This window comes from Pantoea sp. GD03673, assembly GCF_029844725.1.
In the GTDB taxonomy this organism is placed as follows: domain Bacteria; phylum Pseudomonadota; class Gammaproteobacteria; order Enterobacterales; family Enterobacteriaceae; genus Pantoea.
Map to the genome: position 1 here is coordinate 207,293 of NZ_JAOCKJ010000007.1, position 16,087 is coordinate 223,379.

Here is a 16,087-nt window from a genome sequence, read left to right on the forward strand (position 1 = left end):
CGTTAAGAAAAATCCTCAATTGTCAAAATAGCGGTCATTTAAGGCGTTATTCAGACGATGAGCTCTTGCTTTTTCAAATTAAGCTGCGAGCTCGAAATTCTCATACGCGGAGGAAACATGCTCGACAAACTGGATGCGGCGCTGAAATTTGGTACCGAGGCCCTCAACCTGCGTGCTCAACGTCAGGAGATCCTGGCGTCAAATATTGCCAACGCCGATACCCCTGGTTATCAGGCCCGGGATATCGACTTTGCCAGCGAGCTGAGTCGGGTGATGTCCAATGGTCGTGCGGAAGGCAGCAGCATGGCGTTAAAAGTTACGTCAGCTCGCCACATTGAAGCACAGACAAACGGGGCGCCATCAATGGATATGCTTTATCGCATTCCCGATCAGCCTTCTGCCGACGGCAACACCGTAGATATGGACCGTGAGCGTACGCAGTTCGCGGATAACAGCCTGAAATATCAAACCGACCTCACCCTCATCAGTAGCCAGATCAAAGGCATGATGAGCGTGTTACAAGGGCAATAATTATGGCCTTGCTGAATATTTTTGACATTGCCGGTTCAGCGATGACCGCGCAATCACAGCGATTAAACGTCAGTGCCAGTAACCTGGCAAACGCCGACAGCGTCACCGGCCCCGATGGCAAGCCTTACGTGGCAAAGCAGGTGGTCTTCCAGACCGATGCGGCACCCGGTTCCGCCACCGGCGGCGTAAAAGTCGCACGGGTCGTGGATGATCCCACGCCTGCGAAGCTGGTCTATGACCCGGGCAACCCGATGGCCGATGCCAAAGGCTACGTGAAGATGCTGAACGTGGATGTGGTTTCTGAAAGCGTCAACACCATGTCGGCGTCACGCAGTTATCAGGCCAACGTCGAAGTGCTCAACACCGTGAAGTCGATGATGATGAAAACCCTGACGATCGGGCAATAACGGAGAAAAATTATGGCTATCGCGGTAGGCGTTAACGAAAAGCTGGACCCCACGGTCCTTAGCTCATCCAGCACCAGTGGCACCGGCAACAATGCGCAGGATCTGCAGAACCAGTTCCTGACCATGCTGGTGACGCAGTTAAAGAACCAGGATCCGACGAATCCAATGGATAACAGCCAGCTCACTACGCAGCTGGCACAGATCAATACCCTGAGCGGCATTGAGAAACTGAATACCACGCTGGGATCGATCTCCGGCCAGATCAGCACCAGCCAGTCGCTGCAAAGCTCCACGCTGATTGGGCATGGCGTCATGGTCAATGGCGGACAGATTCTGGTGGGCAACGGCACCACAACGCCATTCGGTGTTGAGCTGGCCTCAGCCTCCACCGGCGCAACCGCCACCATTAAAGATGTTAATGGCACGGTGATCGACACCGTCGATCTGGGTGCGCTGAGCGCTGGCGTGCACACCTTCTCGTGGGACGGCAAGCTGACGGATGGCTCTGTTGCACCGGATGGCAAATACAGCGTTGCGATTGCCGCAAGCAATGGCAACACACAACTGGTGGCACAACCGCTTAACTACGCCTACGTCAATGGGGTGAGTACTGCGAACAACACCACAAAACTGGATCTCGGCACCATGGGCTCCGCCACCCTTGACGACGTACGTCAGATTCTCTGATTAACCTGTAGACAGGAAACACACACATGTCATTTTCCCAAGCGGTCAGCGGCCTTGGTGCTGCTTCAAGTAACCTTGATGTCATTGGTAACAACATCGCCAACTCCGCCACGGCGGGTTTTAAATCCAGCACCATCGCGTTTGCCGATATGTTTGCCGGTTCTAACGTCGGTCTCGGCACCAAAGTTGCTGCGGTGATCCAGAACTTTAACGATGGCGCGACCACCACCACCAGTCGTGGCCTGGACGTTGCGCTGAGCGGTAACGGTTTCTTCCGTATGACCGACAGCAGCGGCGGCGTGTTCTATTCACGTAATGGCCAGTTGACCCTTGATGCCAACCGTAACCTGGTCAACACCCAGGGTCTGAACGTGACCGGTTATCCGGCCAGCGGTTCACCGGCGACCATCCAGGCGGGTGCGAACCCGGTAGCGCTGCGTATTCCTACCGAGCAGATGTCAGCCCGTGCGACCACTACTGCCGGTCTGGTGGCCAACCTGAACTCAACGGATACGTCACCTTCCGTGACCACCTTCTCGACGGCTAACGCAGACAGCTACAACAAAAAAACCACGGCAACCGTGTTCGACTCGCAGGGTAATGACCATGCGCTCGACATGTATTTCGTGAAAGACACCACCAGCAACAGCTGGACCGTGCATACCATTGATGCCAACACCGGCAGCTCAGCGGGTGACTTCAGAATGGCGTTTGACACCAGCGGTAAGCTGACCAGCGTCTCTAAACTGGCTGCAAACGGAACGGTAGCGAGCACCACGACTGACGGCACCGTCGGCCTGACGCTGAACGTGGGCGGAGCCAATGGCGCGGTAGCGAATCAGCCCATCACCCTGAGCATGCTGGGCAGCCTGCAGCAGAACACCGGCAGCACCACCTTTGGCAGCCCGACGCAGGATGGCTATGCGCCAGGCGATCTGACCAGCTACGCAATCAATGATGACGGCACCATTACCGGTACCTACTCAAACCAGAAAACCCAGCTGCTGGGTCAGATTGTCCTGGCGAGCTTCTCTAACCCTGAAGGCCTGCAGTCACAGGGCGATAACGTCTGGTCTGCATCAAGTGCATCAGGACAGGCAGCGGTCGGTCTGGCTAACACCGGTACCTTTGGTTCACTGACGGCGGGCGCACTGGAATCGTCTAACGTCGACATGAGTAAAGAGCTGGTGAACATGATCGTGGCGCAGCGTAACTATCAGGCGAATGCGCAGACCATCAAAACTCAGGACCAGATTCTCAACACGCTGGTTAACTTACGTTAATTCGCTAACAGGATTGCCATATGGATCACGCGATATATACCGCGATGGGCGCGGCCAGCCAGACGCTGGATCAGCAGGCGGTTACCGCCAGCAACCTCGCCAACGCCTCAACACCCGGTTTTCGTGCGCAGCTGAACGCGCTGCGCGCCGTGCCGGTGAGCGGCTGGTCACTGCCAACCCGTACGCTGGTCGCCGCCTCTACACCTGGTGCCGACATGAGTCAGGGTGCGATGGATTACACCGAGCGTCCGCTGGATGTGGCAGTGCAGCAGGATGGCTGGCTGGCGGTGCGTACCGCTGACGGCAGCGAAGCTTATACCCGCAACGGCAATATGCAAATCAGTCCGACCGGTACGCTGACGGTTCAGGGCAATCCTGTGATGGGCGATGGCGGTCCGATTGTGATTCCGCAGGGCACTGAAATCACCATTGCCGCTGACGGCTCGATTACCGGGCTGAATGCCGGTGATTCACCGAACGCGACGGTTCAGCTGGGCAAGCTGAAGCTGGTCAGGGCAACCGGGCAGGAGATGCAGCGCAGTGATGACGGCATGTTCCGTCCCACCGCCGCGACGCAGGCGACCCGGGGTGCCGCACTGCAGGCTGACGCCACCATGCAGGTCATGCCCGGCGTGCTGGAAGGCAGCAACGTCAAACCGGTAGAAACCATGGTCGATATGATCGCCAACGCCCGACGTTTTGAGATGCAGATGAAAGTCATCACCAACGTCGACGAAAATGAACAAAAAGCCAATCAGCTCCTGAACATGAGCTAAGGCGCGAGGATAACAACATGATTCGTTCTTTATGGATCGCTAAGACCGGTCTTGATGCGCAGCAGATGAACATGGACGTCATTGCCAACAACCTGGCAAACGTCAGCACCAACGGCTTTAAACGTTCACGTGCCGTGTTTGAAGATCTGATGTACCAGACCATGCGCCAGCCGGGCACCCAGTCATCAGAACAGACGACGCTGCCGTCGGGCCTGCAGATTGGTACCGGTGTGCGTCCGGTGACCACCGAGCGTCTGCACACCCAGGGCAACCTGTCCCAGACCAGCAACTCAAAAGATATCGCCATTAACGGCCAGGGTTATTTTCAGATTCAGATGCCGGACGGCACTTCTGCTTATACCCGTGATGGCGCGTTTCAGGTTGATCAGAACGGCCAGCTGGTGACCAACTCCGGTTTCCCGGTGCAGCCAGGCATTACCATTCCGGCCAACGCCACCAGCATTACGGTGTCGCGTGACGGTGTGGTCAGCGTGACGCAGCAGGGGCAGGCCCAGGCCGCACAGGTCGGTCAGTTAACCCTGAGCACCTTTATGAACGATGCCGGTCTCGATAGCGTGGGTGAAAACCTCTACAAGGAAACCCAGGCGTCGGGCGCACCGACAGACAGCACGCCAGGCCAGAACGGCGCGGGTCTGCTCTATCAGGGCTATACCGAAACCTCGAACGTTAACGTGGCGGAAGAGCTGGTGACCATGATCCAGACGCAGCGCGCTTACGAAATCAACAGCAAGGCGATCAGCACCTCTGATCAGATGCTGGCGAAATTAACCCAGATTTAATCCCGAACAGGGCCAGCCCGCGCTGGCCTGAGATACAGACATTAATAAGGTCGTGACACCGTGGCGAAGCAACAGATTCTCAAGCCTGGACATTGGTTAGTCGCCTCGCTGCTGCTAACTCTTAACGGATGTGCCCTGGTCCCGCGTACCCCGCTGGTCGAAGGTGCAACCACGGCGCAGCCGATGCCGTCCGCGCCACCGGTGGTAAACGGCTCTATCTTCCAGGGCGTCGCGCCACTGAACTACGGCTATCAGCCGCTGTTTGAAGATCGCCGTCCACGCAATATTGGCGATACCCTGACCATCACGCTGCAGGAAAACGTCAGCGCCAGCAAAAGCTCCTCAGCCAGTGCCAGCCGCGATGGCAGCAACAGCTTTGGTGTGAGCGGGGTGCCGACAGGTCTGGCAGGCCTGGTGGGTGCAGGTGGCGAAAAAGCCAATCTCAGCGCCGAAGGCAAAAATGATTTCGCAGGTAAAGGAGGCGCATCCGCCAATAACACCTTTACCGGCACCATTACCGTCACCGTGGATCAGGTGTTGTCAAACGGCAACCTGCACGTGGTCGGTGAAAAACAGATCGCCATTAATCAGGGCACGGAGTTCATTCGCTTCTCGGGTGTGGTCAACCCACGCACCATCAGCGCCAGTAACGCCGTGTTATCTACCGCTGTCGCCGATGCACGTATTGAGTACGTCGGAAATGGTTACATCAATGAGGCGCAGACCATGGGCTGGTTCCAGCGTTTCTTCCTGAACATCTCGCCGATGTAAGAGGTTTCAATGAAAAAGTTAACGCTGTTACGCGCCGGGCTGGCGCTGCTGCTGGGCGTCAGCCTGCTGGCAAAAGCCGATTTGATTCGTGATTTAACCACGGTACAGGGCGTACGTGATAACCAGCTGCTGGGCTACGGCCTGGTGGTGGGTCTGGACGGCACCGGTGACCAGACCACCCAGACGCCTTTTACCACGCAGACAGTGAGCAACATGCTGTCACAGCTTGGCATCACGGTTCCTGCGGGAACCAACATGCAGCTGAAAAACGTGGCGGCCGTCATGGTTACTGCCAGACTGCCCTCGTTTGCCCGTCAGGGACAGACGCTGGATGTGGTGGTCTCATCACTGGGCAACGCCAAAAGCCTGCGCGGCGGTACGCTGTTAATGACGCCGATGAAAGGGGTGGATAACCAGGTTTACGCGCTGGCGCAGGGCAACATCCTGGTAGGCGGCGCGGGCGCTTCTGCGGGCGGCAGCAGTGTTCAGGTTAACCAGCTGAACGGTGGCCGCATCACCGGCGGTGCAACGGTTGAACGTGAACTGCAGAGCAACTTTGGTTCGCAGAACACCCTCAACCTGCAGCTGAACAACGAAGATTTTTCAATGGCGCAGCGTATTGCTGATGCGATTAACGCGCGTGGCGGTTATGGCGCAGCGCAGCCGCTGGATGCCCGCACCGTGCAGATCCGCGTGTCACCAAATAATGGTGCGCAGGTGCGTCTGCTGGCTGAAATCCAGAACATTGATGTCTCGATTCCGGTTGAAGATGCCAAAGTGATCATCAACTCCCGCACCGGCTCGGTAGTCATGAACCGTGAAGTGACGCTGAACCAGTGTGCTGTGGCGCAGGGCAACCTGTCAGTGACGGTTAACCAGCAGCAGAACGTCAGCCAGCCGGATACCCCTCTGGCCGGTGGTCAGACCGTGGCGACAACGCAGACGCAGATCGATCTGCGCCAGAGCGGCGGTGCGCTGCAGCGTGTGAATGCCAGCGCTAACCTGAACAACGTCGTGCGTGCGCTGAATGCCCTGGGTGCATCACCGATTGAACTGATGTCGATTCTGCAGTCGATGCAGAGTGCCGGCTGTCTGCGTGCCAAACTGGAAATTATCTGATGGCTGATATGCAATCTGTGATGAGTGCGGCTTATGACAGCCGCTCCCTGAATGAACTGAAACACCAGGCCAGCAACGATCCGAAAGGACATGCGTTGCAGGTGGCGCGTCAGGTGGAAGGGATGTTTGTACAGATGATGCTGAAGAGTATGCGTGAGGCGTTGCCGCAGGACGGCATTATGAGCAACGAGCAGACCAAACTCTTTACCTCTATGTATGACCAGCAGATTGCGCAGGAGATGGGTAAGCGCGGCCTTGGCCTGGCGGAAACCATTGTCAAACAGATGCAGCCCGCCATCGCGCCGGATGAAAAAGCCGGTACGGTGCCGATGAAGCTGGACAACAGCTTCATCCTCAGCACCAGCGGGGCAACACCTCTGCCTGCACAGCAGCTGGAGCAGATGGTGCGTAAGGCCATGCCGCGTCTGCCGCCGGTCGCGTCACCGACCGGACTGCCGGGTGACAGCCGCGAGTTTATCGCCCAGCTGACGCAGCCAGCACAGGCGGCCAGTCAGCAGAGTGGGATTCCACATCACCTGATTCTGGCGCAGGCGGCGCTGGAGTCGGGCTGGGGCCAGCGTCAGATCCTGACCCGCGACGGCAAGCCGAGTTACAACGTGTTCGGCATTAAAGCCAGCGGCGACTGGAAAGGTGACACCACCGATATCATGACCACCGAATATGAGCAGGGTGAAGCGAAGAAAGTCCGTGCCAGCTTCAGGGTCTACAACTCCTATTTCGAGGCGCTGACCGACTACGTCAAACTCCTGACTAAAAACCCACGTTATGCGGCGGTGACGAACGCCTCCAGCGCAGAGCAGGGCGCGCAGGCGTTACAGGCGGCAGGCTATGCCACCGATCCGAAATATGCGCAAAAGCTGGTGGGAATGATTCAGCAATTCAAAAGCATGGGCGACAAAGTCGTCAAAGCGTACAGCCAGGATATTGGCGACCTGTTCTGATCATTTCGCCTCAAGTTTCACTTAAGCAAGCCGATAACATCCCTATAGCCAGAAGCGTTTTCGCCTGCTGGCGCCCACTTTGATGTCTGCCAGCCCGGTTGACGGGGAACGTAAGGAACCGAGATGTCCAGCATAATTAACTCCGCGATGAGCGGACTGAGTGCCGCGCAGGCCGCTCTGAGCACCACCAGTAACAACATTTCTAACTACACCGTGGCGGGCTATTCACGTCAGACCACGGTACTGGCGCAGGCGAACAGTACCCTTCAGGGTAATAGCTATTATGGTAATGGCGTGAATATCACCGGTGTACAACGTGAATATGATGCATTCATAGCCACACAGCTGCGGGGTGCCAGCGCGAGCTACAGTGCAGTCGACACCCAGCATACGCAGATTTCTAACATTGACGATCTGCTGTCGACCGCCACGACCAGTCTGTCGACCTCGCTGCAGGGCTTCTTTACCAACCTGCAGAACGTCGTGAGCAACGCCAACGACCCGTCAGCGCGTCAGTCGATGCTGAGCAATGCACAGGGTCTGGTTAACCAGTTCCAGACCTCCGCGCAGTACCTGAATAATATGCAGAACAGCGTCAATTCTGATGTCAGTTCCAGTGTTAAACAGATCAACACCCTCACCAGCCAGATTGCCGATCTTAACCAGCAGATTGGCAAACTGACCAACGGCAACGGTGCTACACCTAACGATCTGCTCGATAAGCGCGATCAGCTGGTCAGTACCCTGAATAACGTGGTGGGCGTCACGGTTTCTCAGCAGGATGGCGGCTATACGGTCTCGATGGCGAATGGCCTGACGCTGGTCAACGGCAACAAATCTCACGATCTGGTGGCGATGAGCGCCAGCAGCGATCCGACGCGCACCACTATTGGCTATGTCGATAAGCAGGCGGGCAACGTTGAGATCCCGGAAAAACTGATCACCACCGGCTCGCTGGGCGGTCTGCTGGCGTTCCGCACCCAGGATCTGGATCTGGCTCAGAACCAGCTGGGTCAGCTGGCGGCGGCGTTTACCACCAGCTTCAATGATGTCCATAAGCAGGGCTTTGACAGCAACGGCGACCAGGGCGTCGATTTCTTTAAAATCGGCAGCCCAACGGTGGTGAGCAACAATAAAAACAGCACCACTGCTTCTGTGACCGCTGAATGGACCGATACCAGCGCGCTGAAAGCGTCCAACTACACCGTGAGTTATGACGGCAATAACTGGACCGCAACGCGTGCCTCAGACGGTGCAGCAGTCACAATCACACAGGCTCAGGACAGCAATAATAATACTACCCTGAGCTTCGAAGGCCTGAAACTGACCGTCAGTGCTTCGCCTGCACCTGCCGCCAAAGACAGCTTCCTGGTGAAGCCGGTCCAGAATGTGATTAATGACATGTCTGTGGCCATCACCAGTGAATCGCAGGTGGCCGCTGCCAGCGCGGCTGGCGGTGAAAGTGATAACCGTAACGCGCAGAAACTGCTGAATCTGCAGGATGTGAAGCTGGTCGGCGGCAACGCCACGCTGTCACAGGCCTATGCCGCCATCGTCAGCACCGTGGGTAACAAAACCAGTTCACTGGAAACCACCGGGACCACGCAGAAAAGCGTGGTCAGTCAGCTGACCGAACGCCAGCAATCGGTCTCGGGTGTAAACCTCGATGAGGAGTACGCCAACCTGACCAAATACCAGCAATATTACATGGCAAATGCGCAGGTGCTGCAGACTGCCAGCACCGTGTTTAACGCATTGATCAATATTCGCTAAGGGCAGGAGATAACATGCGAATCAGTACAAACATGATTTTTGAACAGCAGGTGCGCGGCATTACTGACTCGCAAGCCTCCTGGCTGAAAGTGGGCGAACAGCTCTCCAGCGGTCGTCGTGTCACCAATCCTTCGGATGATCCGATTGCCGCGTCGCGCGCTGTGATATTGACCCAGACTCAGCAGCAGGGTGAACAGTATGCGCTGGCGCGCACCTTTGCCGAGCAGGGTCTGTCACTGGAAGATAATACGCTGAAGGGCGTAACCAACGGGATCATTGCGGCGCAGGGGCTGATCGTCAATGGTTCCACCGGGACGCTGAGCGACGACGACCGTGGTTCGATTGCTACCCAGCTGGAGGGTATCCGCGCCCAGTTGCTTAACCTGGCAAACAGCAAAGATGCCAACGGCCGCTATATTTTTGCCGGTTATAAAACCGACAGTGCGCCCTTTGTTGATACTGCGGGCACCGGCGTAAGCTACACAGGCGGCAACGATGCGATTACCCAGAAGGTTGACACCAGCCGTACCATGACCGTGGCGCATACCGGTGACAGCATCTTTATGTCTATCACCAGCAATGCCACTAAAGAGCCGGATGGCAGCGCCAGCGAAACCAGCGTGTTTAAGATGCTGGATAGCGCCATTGCTGCTCTGAAAGTCCCGCAGGATGATGCAGATGCCGCGACGAAAGAGACCTTCGAGGCGGCCATGGATAAAACCAACCGCGGGCTGGGCAATGCGCTGAATAATGTCTCAACCGTGGTCTCTGAGATTGGTACTCAGCTGGGTGAGATCGATACGCTGAATGCCCAGGGCGATGACCGTAAAGTGATCTACAACTCGCAGATGAGCGATCTGGTTAACGTGGATTTAACGCAGGCAGCGTCCAGCTACACCATGCAGCAGACGGCACTTCAGGCGTCTTATAAGACCTTTAGTGACATGTCGAAGATGTCACTGTTCCAGATGAATTCGTAGTCTGACCTGAAATTTTGAGCGTACTTTAACCGGATGCGCTTACTTTTTCCCACCCTCCTGCTACAGGAGGGTGGGATTTTTTTGCCTGTGATTCAGCCGCTGGCAGGGGCATATGCCATCAGGCCGGGTCGCTGCTCGCGAGAGGCTGCCCGCATGGCTTTGTTGCTTCGCCATCCTCGCTTCCCCATCACGCTATCCCGCCTTCATGCCTTCATGCCTCCGCGCTTCAGCTGCCCGGCGCTGTCATTGCGGATAGCTGACAGTTTCACGGGGGAGGCGGGTTGTTTGTCTGGCTGGAGAGAATTTCAGCCATAAAAAAACCCCGGCTTTGCCGGGGTTCCGTTCACAACAGCGTATGCGTTACGGCTTTGTTGCCGGAGCAGTCGCCTGATGCGTGGCGCTATGACCGCCCGCAGAACCGCGACCGTCGAAGGCATACGGTTCACGCACCCAGTCACTGTGCGGAGCGGGTTCAGACTGCCAGACCGGCGCAGGCGCTTTGGTCATCGGTGCAGAGGCATAATGCTTCCAGCGCGTTCCGTCATTCGGCACCGCTTCAGCAGCAGGCGCTGATGCAGCAGGCGCTGCCGCCGCTACCGGTGCTTCAGGCGCGATATCACGAGCGGCAACCGGCGCATGAGGCTCAGTGACGGGCGCTGTTTCAGCGTGGGCCGCAACCGGCGCGTTCAGCACTTCTTCGACCTCCGCTGCGATATCTTCGCTGACATCCGTGGCTGACTGCTCAGCAACCTCAGCAACGTCAGCAGGCTGTACTGTCTCAGCCGCAGGGGTCGCAGCCGGGGTTTCAGCCACTGGCTCAGCAGGAACAGCCTCAGCCGCTACAGCTTCCGCTTTCACTTCATCAGCAGCCGGAACAACGGAAGGCTGCTCGTCAACCGGGGCGTCGATAGCGCGGGTGTCGTCAGTGTTGACTACCGGCACCGGCGTGTCTGCCAGAGGCTCGGCCTGTTGCACGGGCGCTTCCTGAGCCACTGATTCAACGGCGGCAGCAACCGGCAGCGCATGGGTAGCGTCTGCGGTCTCTTCGCTGTTAAAAGCCGGTGTCTCGTGTGTCACATTCTGAACCTGCTCTTCGCTGGCCTGGCTTACCGGATAGCGAATCCAGACTTTACCGGATGCCATTTCTGGTGAGGCAGCCGCAGCGGGCAGCGGCATGGCTGACTGCGTCGGATAACGCTCATCACGGTAACGGCGACGACGCTGACCGCTGACGCGCAGATGACGTGGCGAACGGCGTGAACGACGCGGCATATTCGCGGTATCACGGTTATCTTTGTCATCCTGCTCGTCACTCTGTGAAGCCTGGAACTCAGGCTGTGGCTGAGACGCCTCAGTGAGCTGAGGCTGACGCACGTCGGCAGGCTGGGCGATATCGCTGGCGTCGGCTGACAGAGGCTGACGGTTATCATCCACACGTACCTTCTGGTTCAGCTGACGCGGCTTACGACGCGGCATGACCTGAACGCGCTCATCGTCCTGCGCCTCGATAACGTCAGTGGCCTCCGTAGCGACTGCGGTCTGCTCAGCCGCTTTGGCCGCCTCTTCACCGGTACGTTTCTCTTCCTGGCGACGACGCTGACGTTCAGCACGCTGCTCGCGGCGCTGTTGCTGCTGCTCATCACGTTGCTGACGCGCTTCTTCGCTCAGTACCGGACGCTCTTCGCGCACTTCACCAGCCTGAGACTGACGCTTGTTGCGGCGGTTATCGTTGCCATCGCGCGGCTCGCGGCTTTCACGTGGCTCGCGGCTTTCACGCGGTTCACGCGGCTCACGACTTTCGCGAGGTTCACGGCCTTCACGCGCCTGTGAATTGTCACCGTTACGCGGCGTACGCTCACGACGATTGTTGTTACGACGGTTGTTATTGTTACTGCGGCGCTCGCCACGGCTATTGCCGCTTTCCTGCTCGCTTTCAGGGGCTTTCTTCGGTTCAGCAACCTCCGCAGCCACTGGCGCAGCAGCAGGCGCTTCTTCGCCCGCGAACATTTTTTTCAGGCCACCCAGCAGACGCCCGAAGAAGCCGGTGCTGACGGTTGCAGGCGCAGCGACAGCCGGTGCAGATTTTGCTGCTGGCCGAGCGTCAGTGCGCTTCGCTTCAGGCTCAACTTCTACCGGTGCCGGAGGCGCATCAGGCATGACAAACGCGGCCAGAGCAGGCTGCTCAGGACGACGGCGCTCGGCATGTTCCTCTTCGGACGGCATGGCCATTTCAGCTTCATGCAGCTTCGGCAGGTGATAACTCAGGGTCTGCGTTTCTTCGCCTTTGCGCACGCGCAGCACGGAGTAGTGCGGGGTCTGCATCTTGTCATCAGGAACGATGATTGCCCGCACGCCGCCCTGGCGTTTTTCAATGGCGTTAACCGCTTCACGTTTTTCATTCAGCAGGTAAGAAGCAACCTGAACCGGAACAATCGCGTGAACTTCTTTGGTGTTGTCTTTCAGCGCTTCTTCTTCAATCAGACGCAGGATCGACAGCGCCAGTGACTCGTTATCACGGATGGTGCCGGTGCCGCTACAGCGTGGGCAAACGTGATGACTGGATTCACCTAACGACGGGCTAAGGCGCTGACGGGACATCTCCAGCAGACCGAAACGTGAAATGTGGCTGATCTGAATACGGGCGCGGTCCTGACGGACAGCTTCGCGCAGACGATTCTCCACGGCACGCTGATGGCGTACCGGGGTCATATCGATGTAATCGATAACGATCAGGCCGCCCAGATCGCGCAGACGCAGCTGACGTGCAATCTCATCGGCTGCTTCCAGGTTCGTGTTGAACGCCGTCTCTTCGATGTCACCGCCGCGCGTGGCGCGTGCTGAGTTGATGTCGATAGCGGTCAGCGCTTCGGTACTGTCGATAACAATCGAGCCACCGGAAGGCAGGCGGACTTCACGCTGGAAAGCGGATTCGATTTGCGATTCGATCTGGTAATGGCTGAACAGCGGGATTTCACCGGTGTAGAGCTTGATTTTGCTGCTGAAGTCCGGACGGCCCAGCGCAGCGATATGCTGACGCGCCAGTTCCAGAACTTTCGGGTTATCGATAAGGATTTCACCGATGTCCTGACGCAGATAATCGCGGAAGGCACGCACGATTACGTTGCTTTCCTGATGGATCAGGAACGGAGCAGGGCGGTTTTCAGCGGCTTTCTTGATCGCTTCCCAGTGCTTGAGGCGGAAGCTTAAGTCCCACTGCAGCGATTCGGCGGATTTGCCGACGCCCGCAGTGCGGACAATCAGGCCCATGCCTTCCGGCAGATCCAGCGCCGACAGCGCTTCTTTCAGTTCGGTACGATCGTCACCTTCGATGCGGCGAGAGATACCGCCTGCACGCGGGTTGTTCGGCATCAGCACCAGGTAGCTGCCCGCCAGAGAGATAAAGGTTGTCAGCGCAGCGCCTTTGTTGCCGCGTTCTTCTTTATCGATCTGAACAATGACTTCCTGGCCTTCACGCAGCACGTCTTTAATATTCGGACGACCATGTGCGTTGTAGCTGGAGGGGAAATATTCGCGGGAAATTTCTTTTAACGGGAGGAAACCGTGACGCTCTGCGCCATAATCGACAAACGCAGCTTCAAGGCTGGGCTCAATGCGGGTGATTTTACCTTTGTAGATGTTGGCTTTTTTCTGTTCGTGTCCAGGACTTTCGATATCCAGATCGTACAGACGCTGACCGTCAACCAGGGCAACGCGCAACTCCTCCTGCTGAGTTGCGTTTATTAACATTCTTTTCATCGTGACTTACTCGTTATTCTTTCATGAGTGATTACAGCTGCGGGCATAGTTACCCTGGACGAGTATCAACCGATGGCCCCGTGACTTTGTGCAATGTCGTCAGCCTCACGGTTGTCGACCGCGCGAGGGGCGCAAATAACGTCGGTGGCCTGTTTTTCATAAGGGAAAACAGCACCAGATAGTGGAAATGCCTGAGAGAATAAAGAAAACCCGTGCATCCCATACTGTTGTCCAGGCCGCAACCCGCAGCCCGCTAAGTGCCTGATTTCGCATTACGTCTTACGCCATTGCTGCGTGTCTGCTCAATCCGGCAAAATGACAATTTCGCTCGGTTTCTGCCCTGAAATGCTTCAGTTAAGAAACTCAGGCATTATTCCATTGCTAACCTTCATATAGCAAGGCGACTTTAGCCAGCTTGTGAAGTTTCTTTACATTTAACTTGCTAATGTGTCGGACAAAGCAGCGCTTTGCTGAAAAAGCCAGCAGAGAAGCGACCTGCCGTTACATCAGCCCCAGAGTTAAGCACAGAAAAAGGGGTGGCGCTATCAGGGGACACTAATTAGAATCGCCGCCATGAAAACAGAGAATCCCGGCGTACAGTTTGTCGCCATCACGGCTGAAAATGCCGGACAACGCATTGATAACTTTTTGCGCACCCAACTCAAGGGTGTGCCGAAAAGCATGATTTATCGCATCGTACGTAAAGGTGAGGTGCGAGTGAATAAAAAGCGCATCAAGCCCGAGTACAAGCTGGAGGAGGGGGATGAGGTTCGCATTCCGCCGGTGCGGGTCGCAGAACGTGACGAAGATGCCGTGTCACCTAAGCTGGCGAAGGTGGCTTCGCTGGCGGACGCTATCCTCTTTGAGGATGATTCTCTGCTGGTGATGAACAAGCCCTCAGGCACTGCCGTACATGGCGGCAGCGGACTCAGTTTCGGGGTGATTGAAGGGTTGCGTGCGCTGCGACCGGAAGCGCGTTTCCTGGAGCTGGTGCATCGCCTGGATCGCGATACCTCTGGCATTCTGCTGGTCGCGAAAAAGCGCTCGGCGCTGCGCTCCCTGCATGAGCAACTGCGTGAAAAGGGGATGCAGAAAGATTATCTGGCCCTGGTGCGTGGCAACTGGCCGTCACATCTGAAGGTCGTACAGGCTCCGCTGCTGAAAAATATCCTTCAGAGCGGAGAGCGTGTCGTGCGCGTCAGCAGCGAAGGTAAAGCCTCTGAAACCCGCTTCAAAGTGGAAGAGCGGTTTGAGTTTGCCACGCTGGTGAAAGCGAGTCCGGTCACCGGGCGCACCCATCAGATTCGCGTGCATACGCTGCATGCCGGGCATCCCATCGCCTTTGACGATCGTTACGGCGAACGTGACTTTGACAGTCAGCTGGCCCCAACCGGCCTGAAACGCCTGTTCCTGCACGCGGCGGCACTGACCTTTACCCATCCCGGCACCGGCGAAGTCATGCGTGTCGAAGCACCGCTGGATGATGGCCTGAAGCAGTGCCTGAATAAGCTCCGTCAGCTCAAAGCATAATGGTACTCCGGCATCAGTCCGTTAAAGGATTGATGCCGGCTTGCTGCAACATCCCGTTGAGTGCAATCAGCGGCAGCCCGACCAGCGTATTGGGATCGCGCCCCTCCAGCCGATCAAACAGACAAATCCCCAGACCTTCACTTTTGAAACTGCCTGCACACTGCAGCGGCTGCTCCTTTTCCACATACCCGGCGATTTCAGCGTCCGTTAAGGTGCGGAAATGCACCACAAAAGGCTCACAGCACTGCAGCAGTCTGCCACTGGCCGGATGGAAAAGGGCCAGGCCGGTGTAAAAGGTAATGGCCTTACCGCTGGCGGCACGCAGTTGCGCCCGCGCCTTCTCCGCCGTGTGGGGCTTACCGGTGATTGCGCCATCCAGCACGCAGACCTGATCGGAGCCAATTATCCAGTGGTCAGGCCAGGTCGTTGCCAGCGCCTGTGCTTTCGCCACGGCCAGACGCGTTACCAGCGCTTCTGCACTCTCATCGGGCTGAGGTGACTCATCAACCTCAGGTGCGGCGGTCATAAAAGGCAGGCCCAGTTTGTGCAGTAATGCCTGCCGAAAGGGCGAGGTCGAAGCTAAAAGGATCGTTGGCGTCATTTTTTTTCAATAGTGATAGCGAATTGGTGACAGTCATTTTAAACTGTGCGCCGCACTGGATGCGAATAGTGGTTGAAAGATGCTGTTTAACGGCCTTTTTCTTTGACTCTA

14 protein-coding genes are annotated in these 16,087 nt (G+C 56.9%); 12 read left to right on the top strand and 2 right to left on the bottom strand.

Annotation, left to right across the window (positions count from 1 at the left end):
* Positions 1 to 117 precede the first annotated feature (117 nt).
* The 11 genes from flgB to flgL all read left to right on the top strand — a co-directional run bounded on the left by flgB (position 118) and on the right by flgL (position 10,089).
* Positions 118 to 531, top strand: a complete 414-nt coding sequence (gene flgB / locus N5J69_RS15525) for a flagellar basal body rod protein FlgB (protein WP_003849889.1) — start codon at positions 118 to 120, stop codon at positions 529 to 531.
* A gap of 2 nt (positions 532 to 533) precedes the next feature.
* A complete protein-coding gene (gene flgC / locus N5J69_RS15530) occupies positions 534 to 938 on the top strand; it encodes a flagellar basal body rod protein FlgC (RefSeq protein WP_279771491.1) in 405 nt (134 codons plus the stop codon).
* 12 nt (positions 939 to 950) lie between these two features.
* Positions 951 to 1,625 (top strand): flagellar hook assembly protein FlgD, encoded by a 675-nt coding sequence (gene flgD / locus N5J69_RS15535; RefSeq protein ID WP_279771492.1) that lies wholly within the window; start codon positions 951 to 953, stop codon positions 1,623 to 1,625.
* 26 nt (positions 1,626 to 1,651) lie between these two features.
* A complete protein-coding gene (flgE, locus tag N5J69_RS15540; protein ID WP_279771493.1) occupies positions 1,652 to 2,908 on the top strand; it encodes a flagellar hook protein FlgE in 1,257 nt (418 codons plus the stop codon).
* A gap of 20 nt (positions 2,909 to 2,928) precedes the next feature.
* Positions 2,929 to 3,684 carry a flagellar basal body rod protein FlgF gene (locus N5J69_RS15545; protein WP_279771494.1) on the top strand — a complete coding sequence of 252 codons (756 nt, stop codon included), beginning with the start codon at positions 2,929 to 2,931 and terminating at the stop codon, positions 3,682 to 3,684.
* A 17-nt stretch (positions 3,685 to 3,701) separates the two neighbouring features.
* Entirely contained in the window at positions 3,702 to 4,484 is a 783-nt protein-coding gene (gene flgG / locus N5J69_RS15550; RefSeq protein ID WP_009090877.1) for a flagellar basal-body rod protein FlgG, read from the top strand.
* Positions 4,485 to 4,544: 60 nt separating this feature from the next.
* Positions 4,545 to 5,255 (top strand): flagellar basal body L-ring protein FlgH, encoded by a 711-nt coding sequence (locus N5J69_RS15555; protein ID WP_033732242.1) that lies wholly within the window; start codon positions 4,545 to 4,547, stop codon positions 5,253 to 5,255.
* 9 nt (positions 5,256 to 5,264) lie between these two features.
* Complete coding sequence (locus N5J69_RS15560; protein WP_279771496.1) at positions 5,265 to 6,374, top strand: flagellar basal body P-ring protein FlgI; 1,110 nt, start codon at positions 5,265 to 5,267, stop codon at positions 6,372 to 6,374.
* Entirely contained in the window at positions 6,374 to 7,336 is a 963-nt protein-coding gene (gene flgJ / locus N5J69_RS15565) for a flagellar assembly peptidoglycan hydrolase FlgJ (RefSeq protein ID WP_279771497.1), read from the top strand. Before N5J69_RS15560 ends, flgJ begins: the two co-directional genes overlap by 1 nt.
* Before the next feature lie 123 nt (positions 7,337 to 7,459).
* Entirely contained in the window at positions 7,460 to 9,109 is a 1,650-nt protein-coding gene (flgK, locus tag N5J69_RS15570) for a flagellar hook-associated protein FlgK (protein WP_279771498.1), read from the top strand.
* 14 nt (positions 9,110 to 9,123) lie between these two features.
* Positions 9,124 to 10,089, top strand: a complete 966-nt coding sequence (gene flgL / locus N5J69_RS15575) for a flagellar hook-associated protein FlgL (RefSeq protein WP_279771499.1) — start codon at positions 9,124 to 9,126, stop codon at positions 10,087 to 10,089.
* A 360-nt stretch (positions 10,090 to 10,449) separates the two neighbouring features.
* Here flgL and rne read toward each other — a convergent pair whose 3' ends face one another.
* Positions 10,450 to 13,845, bottom strand: coding sequence for a ribonuclease E (rne, locus tag N5J69_RS15580; RefSeq protein WP_279771500.1), 3,396 nt, complete (start codon positions 13,843 to 13,845; stop codon positions 10,450 to 10,452).
* A gap of 573 nt (positions 13,846 to 14,418) precedes the next feature.
* On the opposite strand from rne, the gene rluC reads away from it, so the two are divergent.
* Positions 14,419 to 15,375: a 23S rRNA pseudouridine(955/2504/2580) synthase RluC gene (rluC, locus tag N5J69_RS15585; RefSeq protein ID WP_279771501.1), complete on the top strand. Its 957-nt coding sequence runs from the start codon at positions 14,419 to 14,421 to the stop codon at positions 15,373 to 15,375.
* A 13-nt stretch (positions 15,376 to 15,388) separates the two neighbouring features.
* Here the strand turns inward: rluC and N5J69_RS15590 are convergent, their stop codons facing one another.
* Complete coding sequence (locus tag N5J69_RS15590; protein WP_279771502.1) at positions 15,389 to 15,976, bottom strand: nucleoside triphosphate pyrophosphatase; 588 nt, start codon at positions 15,974 to 15,976, stop codon at positions 15,389 to 15,391.
* Positions 15,977 to 16,087: the final 111 nt, after the last annotated feature.

What these genes read in the sequence shown, in the direction of transcription:
- flgB (WP_003849889.1), top strand. Translation starts at nt 118, where the DNA reads ATGCTCGACAAACTGGATGCGGCGCTGAAATTTGGTACCGAGGCCCTC.
- flgC (WP_279771491.1), top strand. Translation starts at nt 534, where the DNA reads ATGGCCTTGCTGAATATTTTTGACATTGCCGGTTCAGCGATGACCGCG.
- flgD (WP_279771492.1), top strand. Translation starts at nt 951, where the DNA reads ATGGCTATCGCGGTAGGCGTTAACGAAAAGCTGGACCCCACGGTCCTT.
- flgE (WP_279771493.1), top strand. Translation starts at nt 1,652, where the DNA reads ATGTCATTTTCCCAAGCGGTCAGCGGCCTTGGTGCTGCTTCAAGTAAC.
- N5J69_RS15545 (WP_279771494.1), top strand. Translation starts at nt 2,929, where the DNA reads ATGGATCACGCGATATATACCGCGATGGGCGCGGCCAGCCAGACGCTG.
- flgG (WP_009090877.1), top strand. Translation starts at nt 3,702, where the DNA reads ATGATTCGTTCTTTATGGATCGCTAAGACCGGTCTTGATGCGCAGCAG.
- N5J69_RS15560 (WP_279771496.1), top strand. Translation starts at nt 5,265, where the DNA reads ATGAAAAAGTTAACGCTGTTACGCGCCGGGCTGGCGCTGCTGCTGGGC.
- flgJ (WP_279771497.1), top strand. Translation starts at nt 6,374, where the DNA reads ATGGCTGATATGCAATCTGTGATGAGTGCGGCTTATGACAGCCGCTCC.
- flgK (WP_279771498.1), top strand. Translation starts at nt 7,460, where the DNA reads ATGTCCAGCATAATTAACTCCGCGATGAGCGGACTGAGTGCCGCGCAG.
- flgL (WP_279771499.1), top strand. Translation starts at nt 9,124, where the DNA reads ATGCGAATCAGTACAAACATGATTTTTGAACAGCAGGTGCGCGGCATT.
- rne (WP_279771500.1), bottom strand. Translation starts at nt 13,845, where the DNA reads ATGAAAAGAATGTTAATAAACGCAACTCAGCAGGAGGAGTTGCGCGTT.
- rluC (WP_279771501.1), top strand. Translation starts at nt 14,419, where the DNA reads ATGAAAACAGAGAATCCCGGCGTACAGTTTGTCGCCATCACGGCTGAA.
- N5J69_RS15590 (WP_279771502.1), bottom strand. Translation starts at nt 15,976, where the DNA reads ATGACGCCAACGATCCTTTTAGCTTCGACCTCGCCCTTTCGGCAGGCA.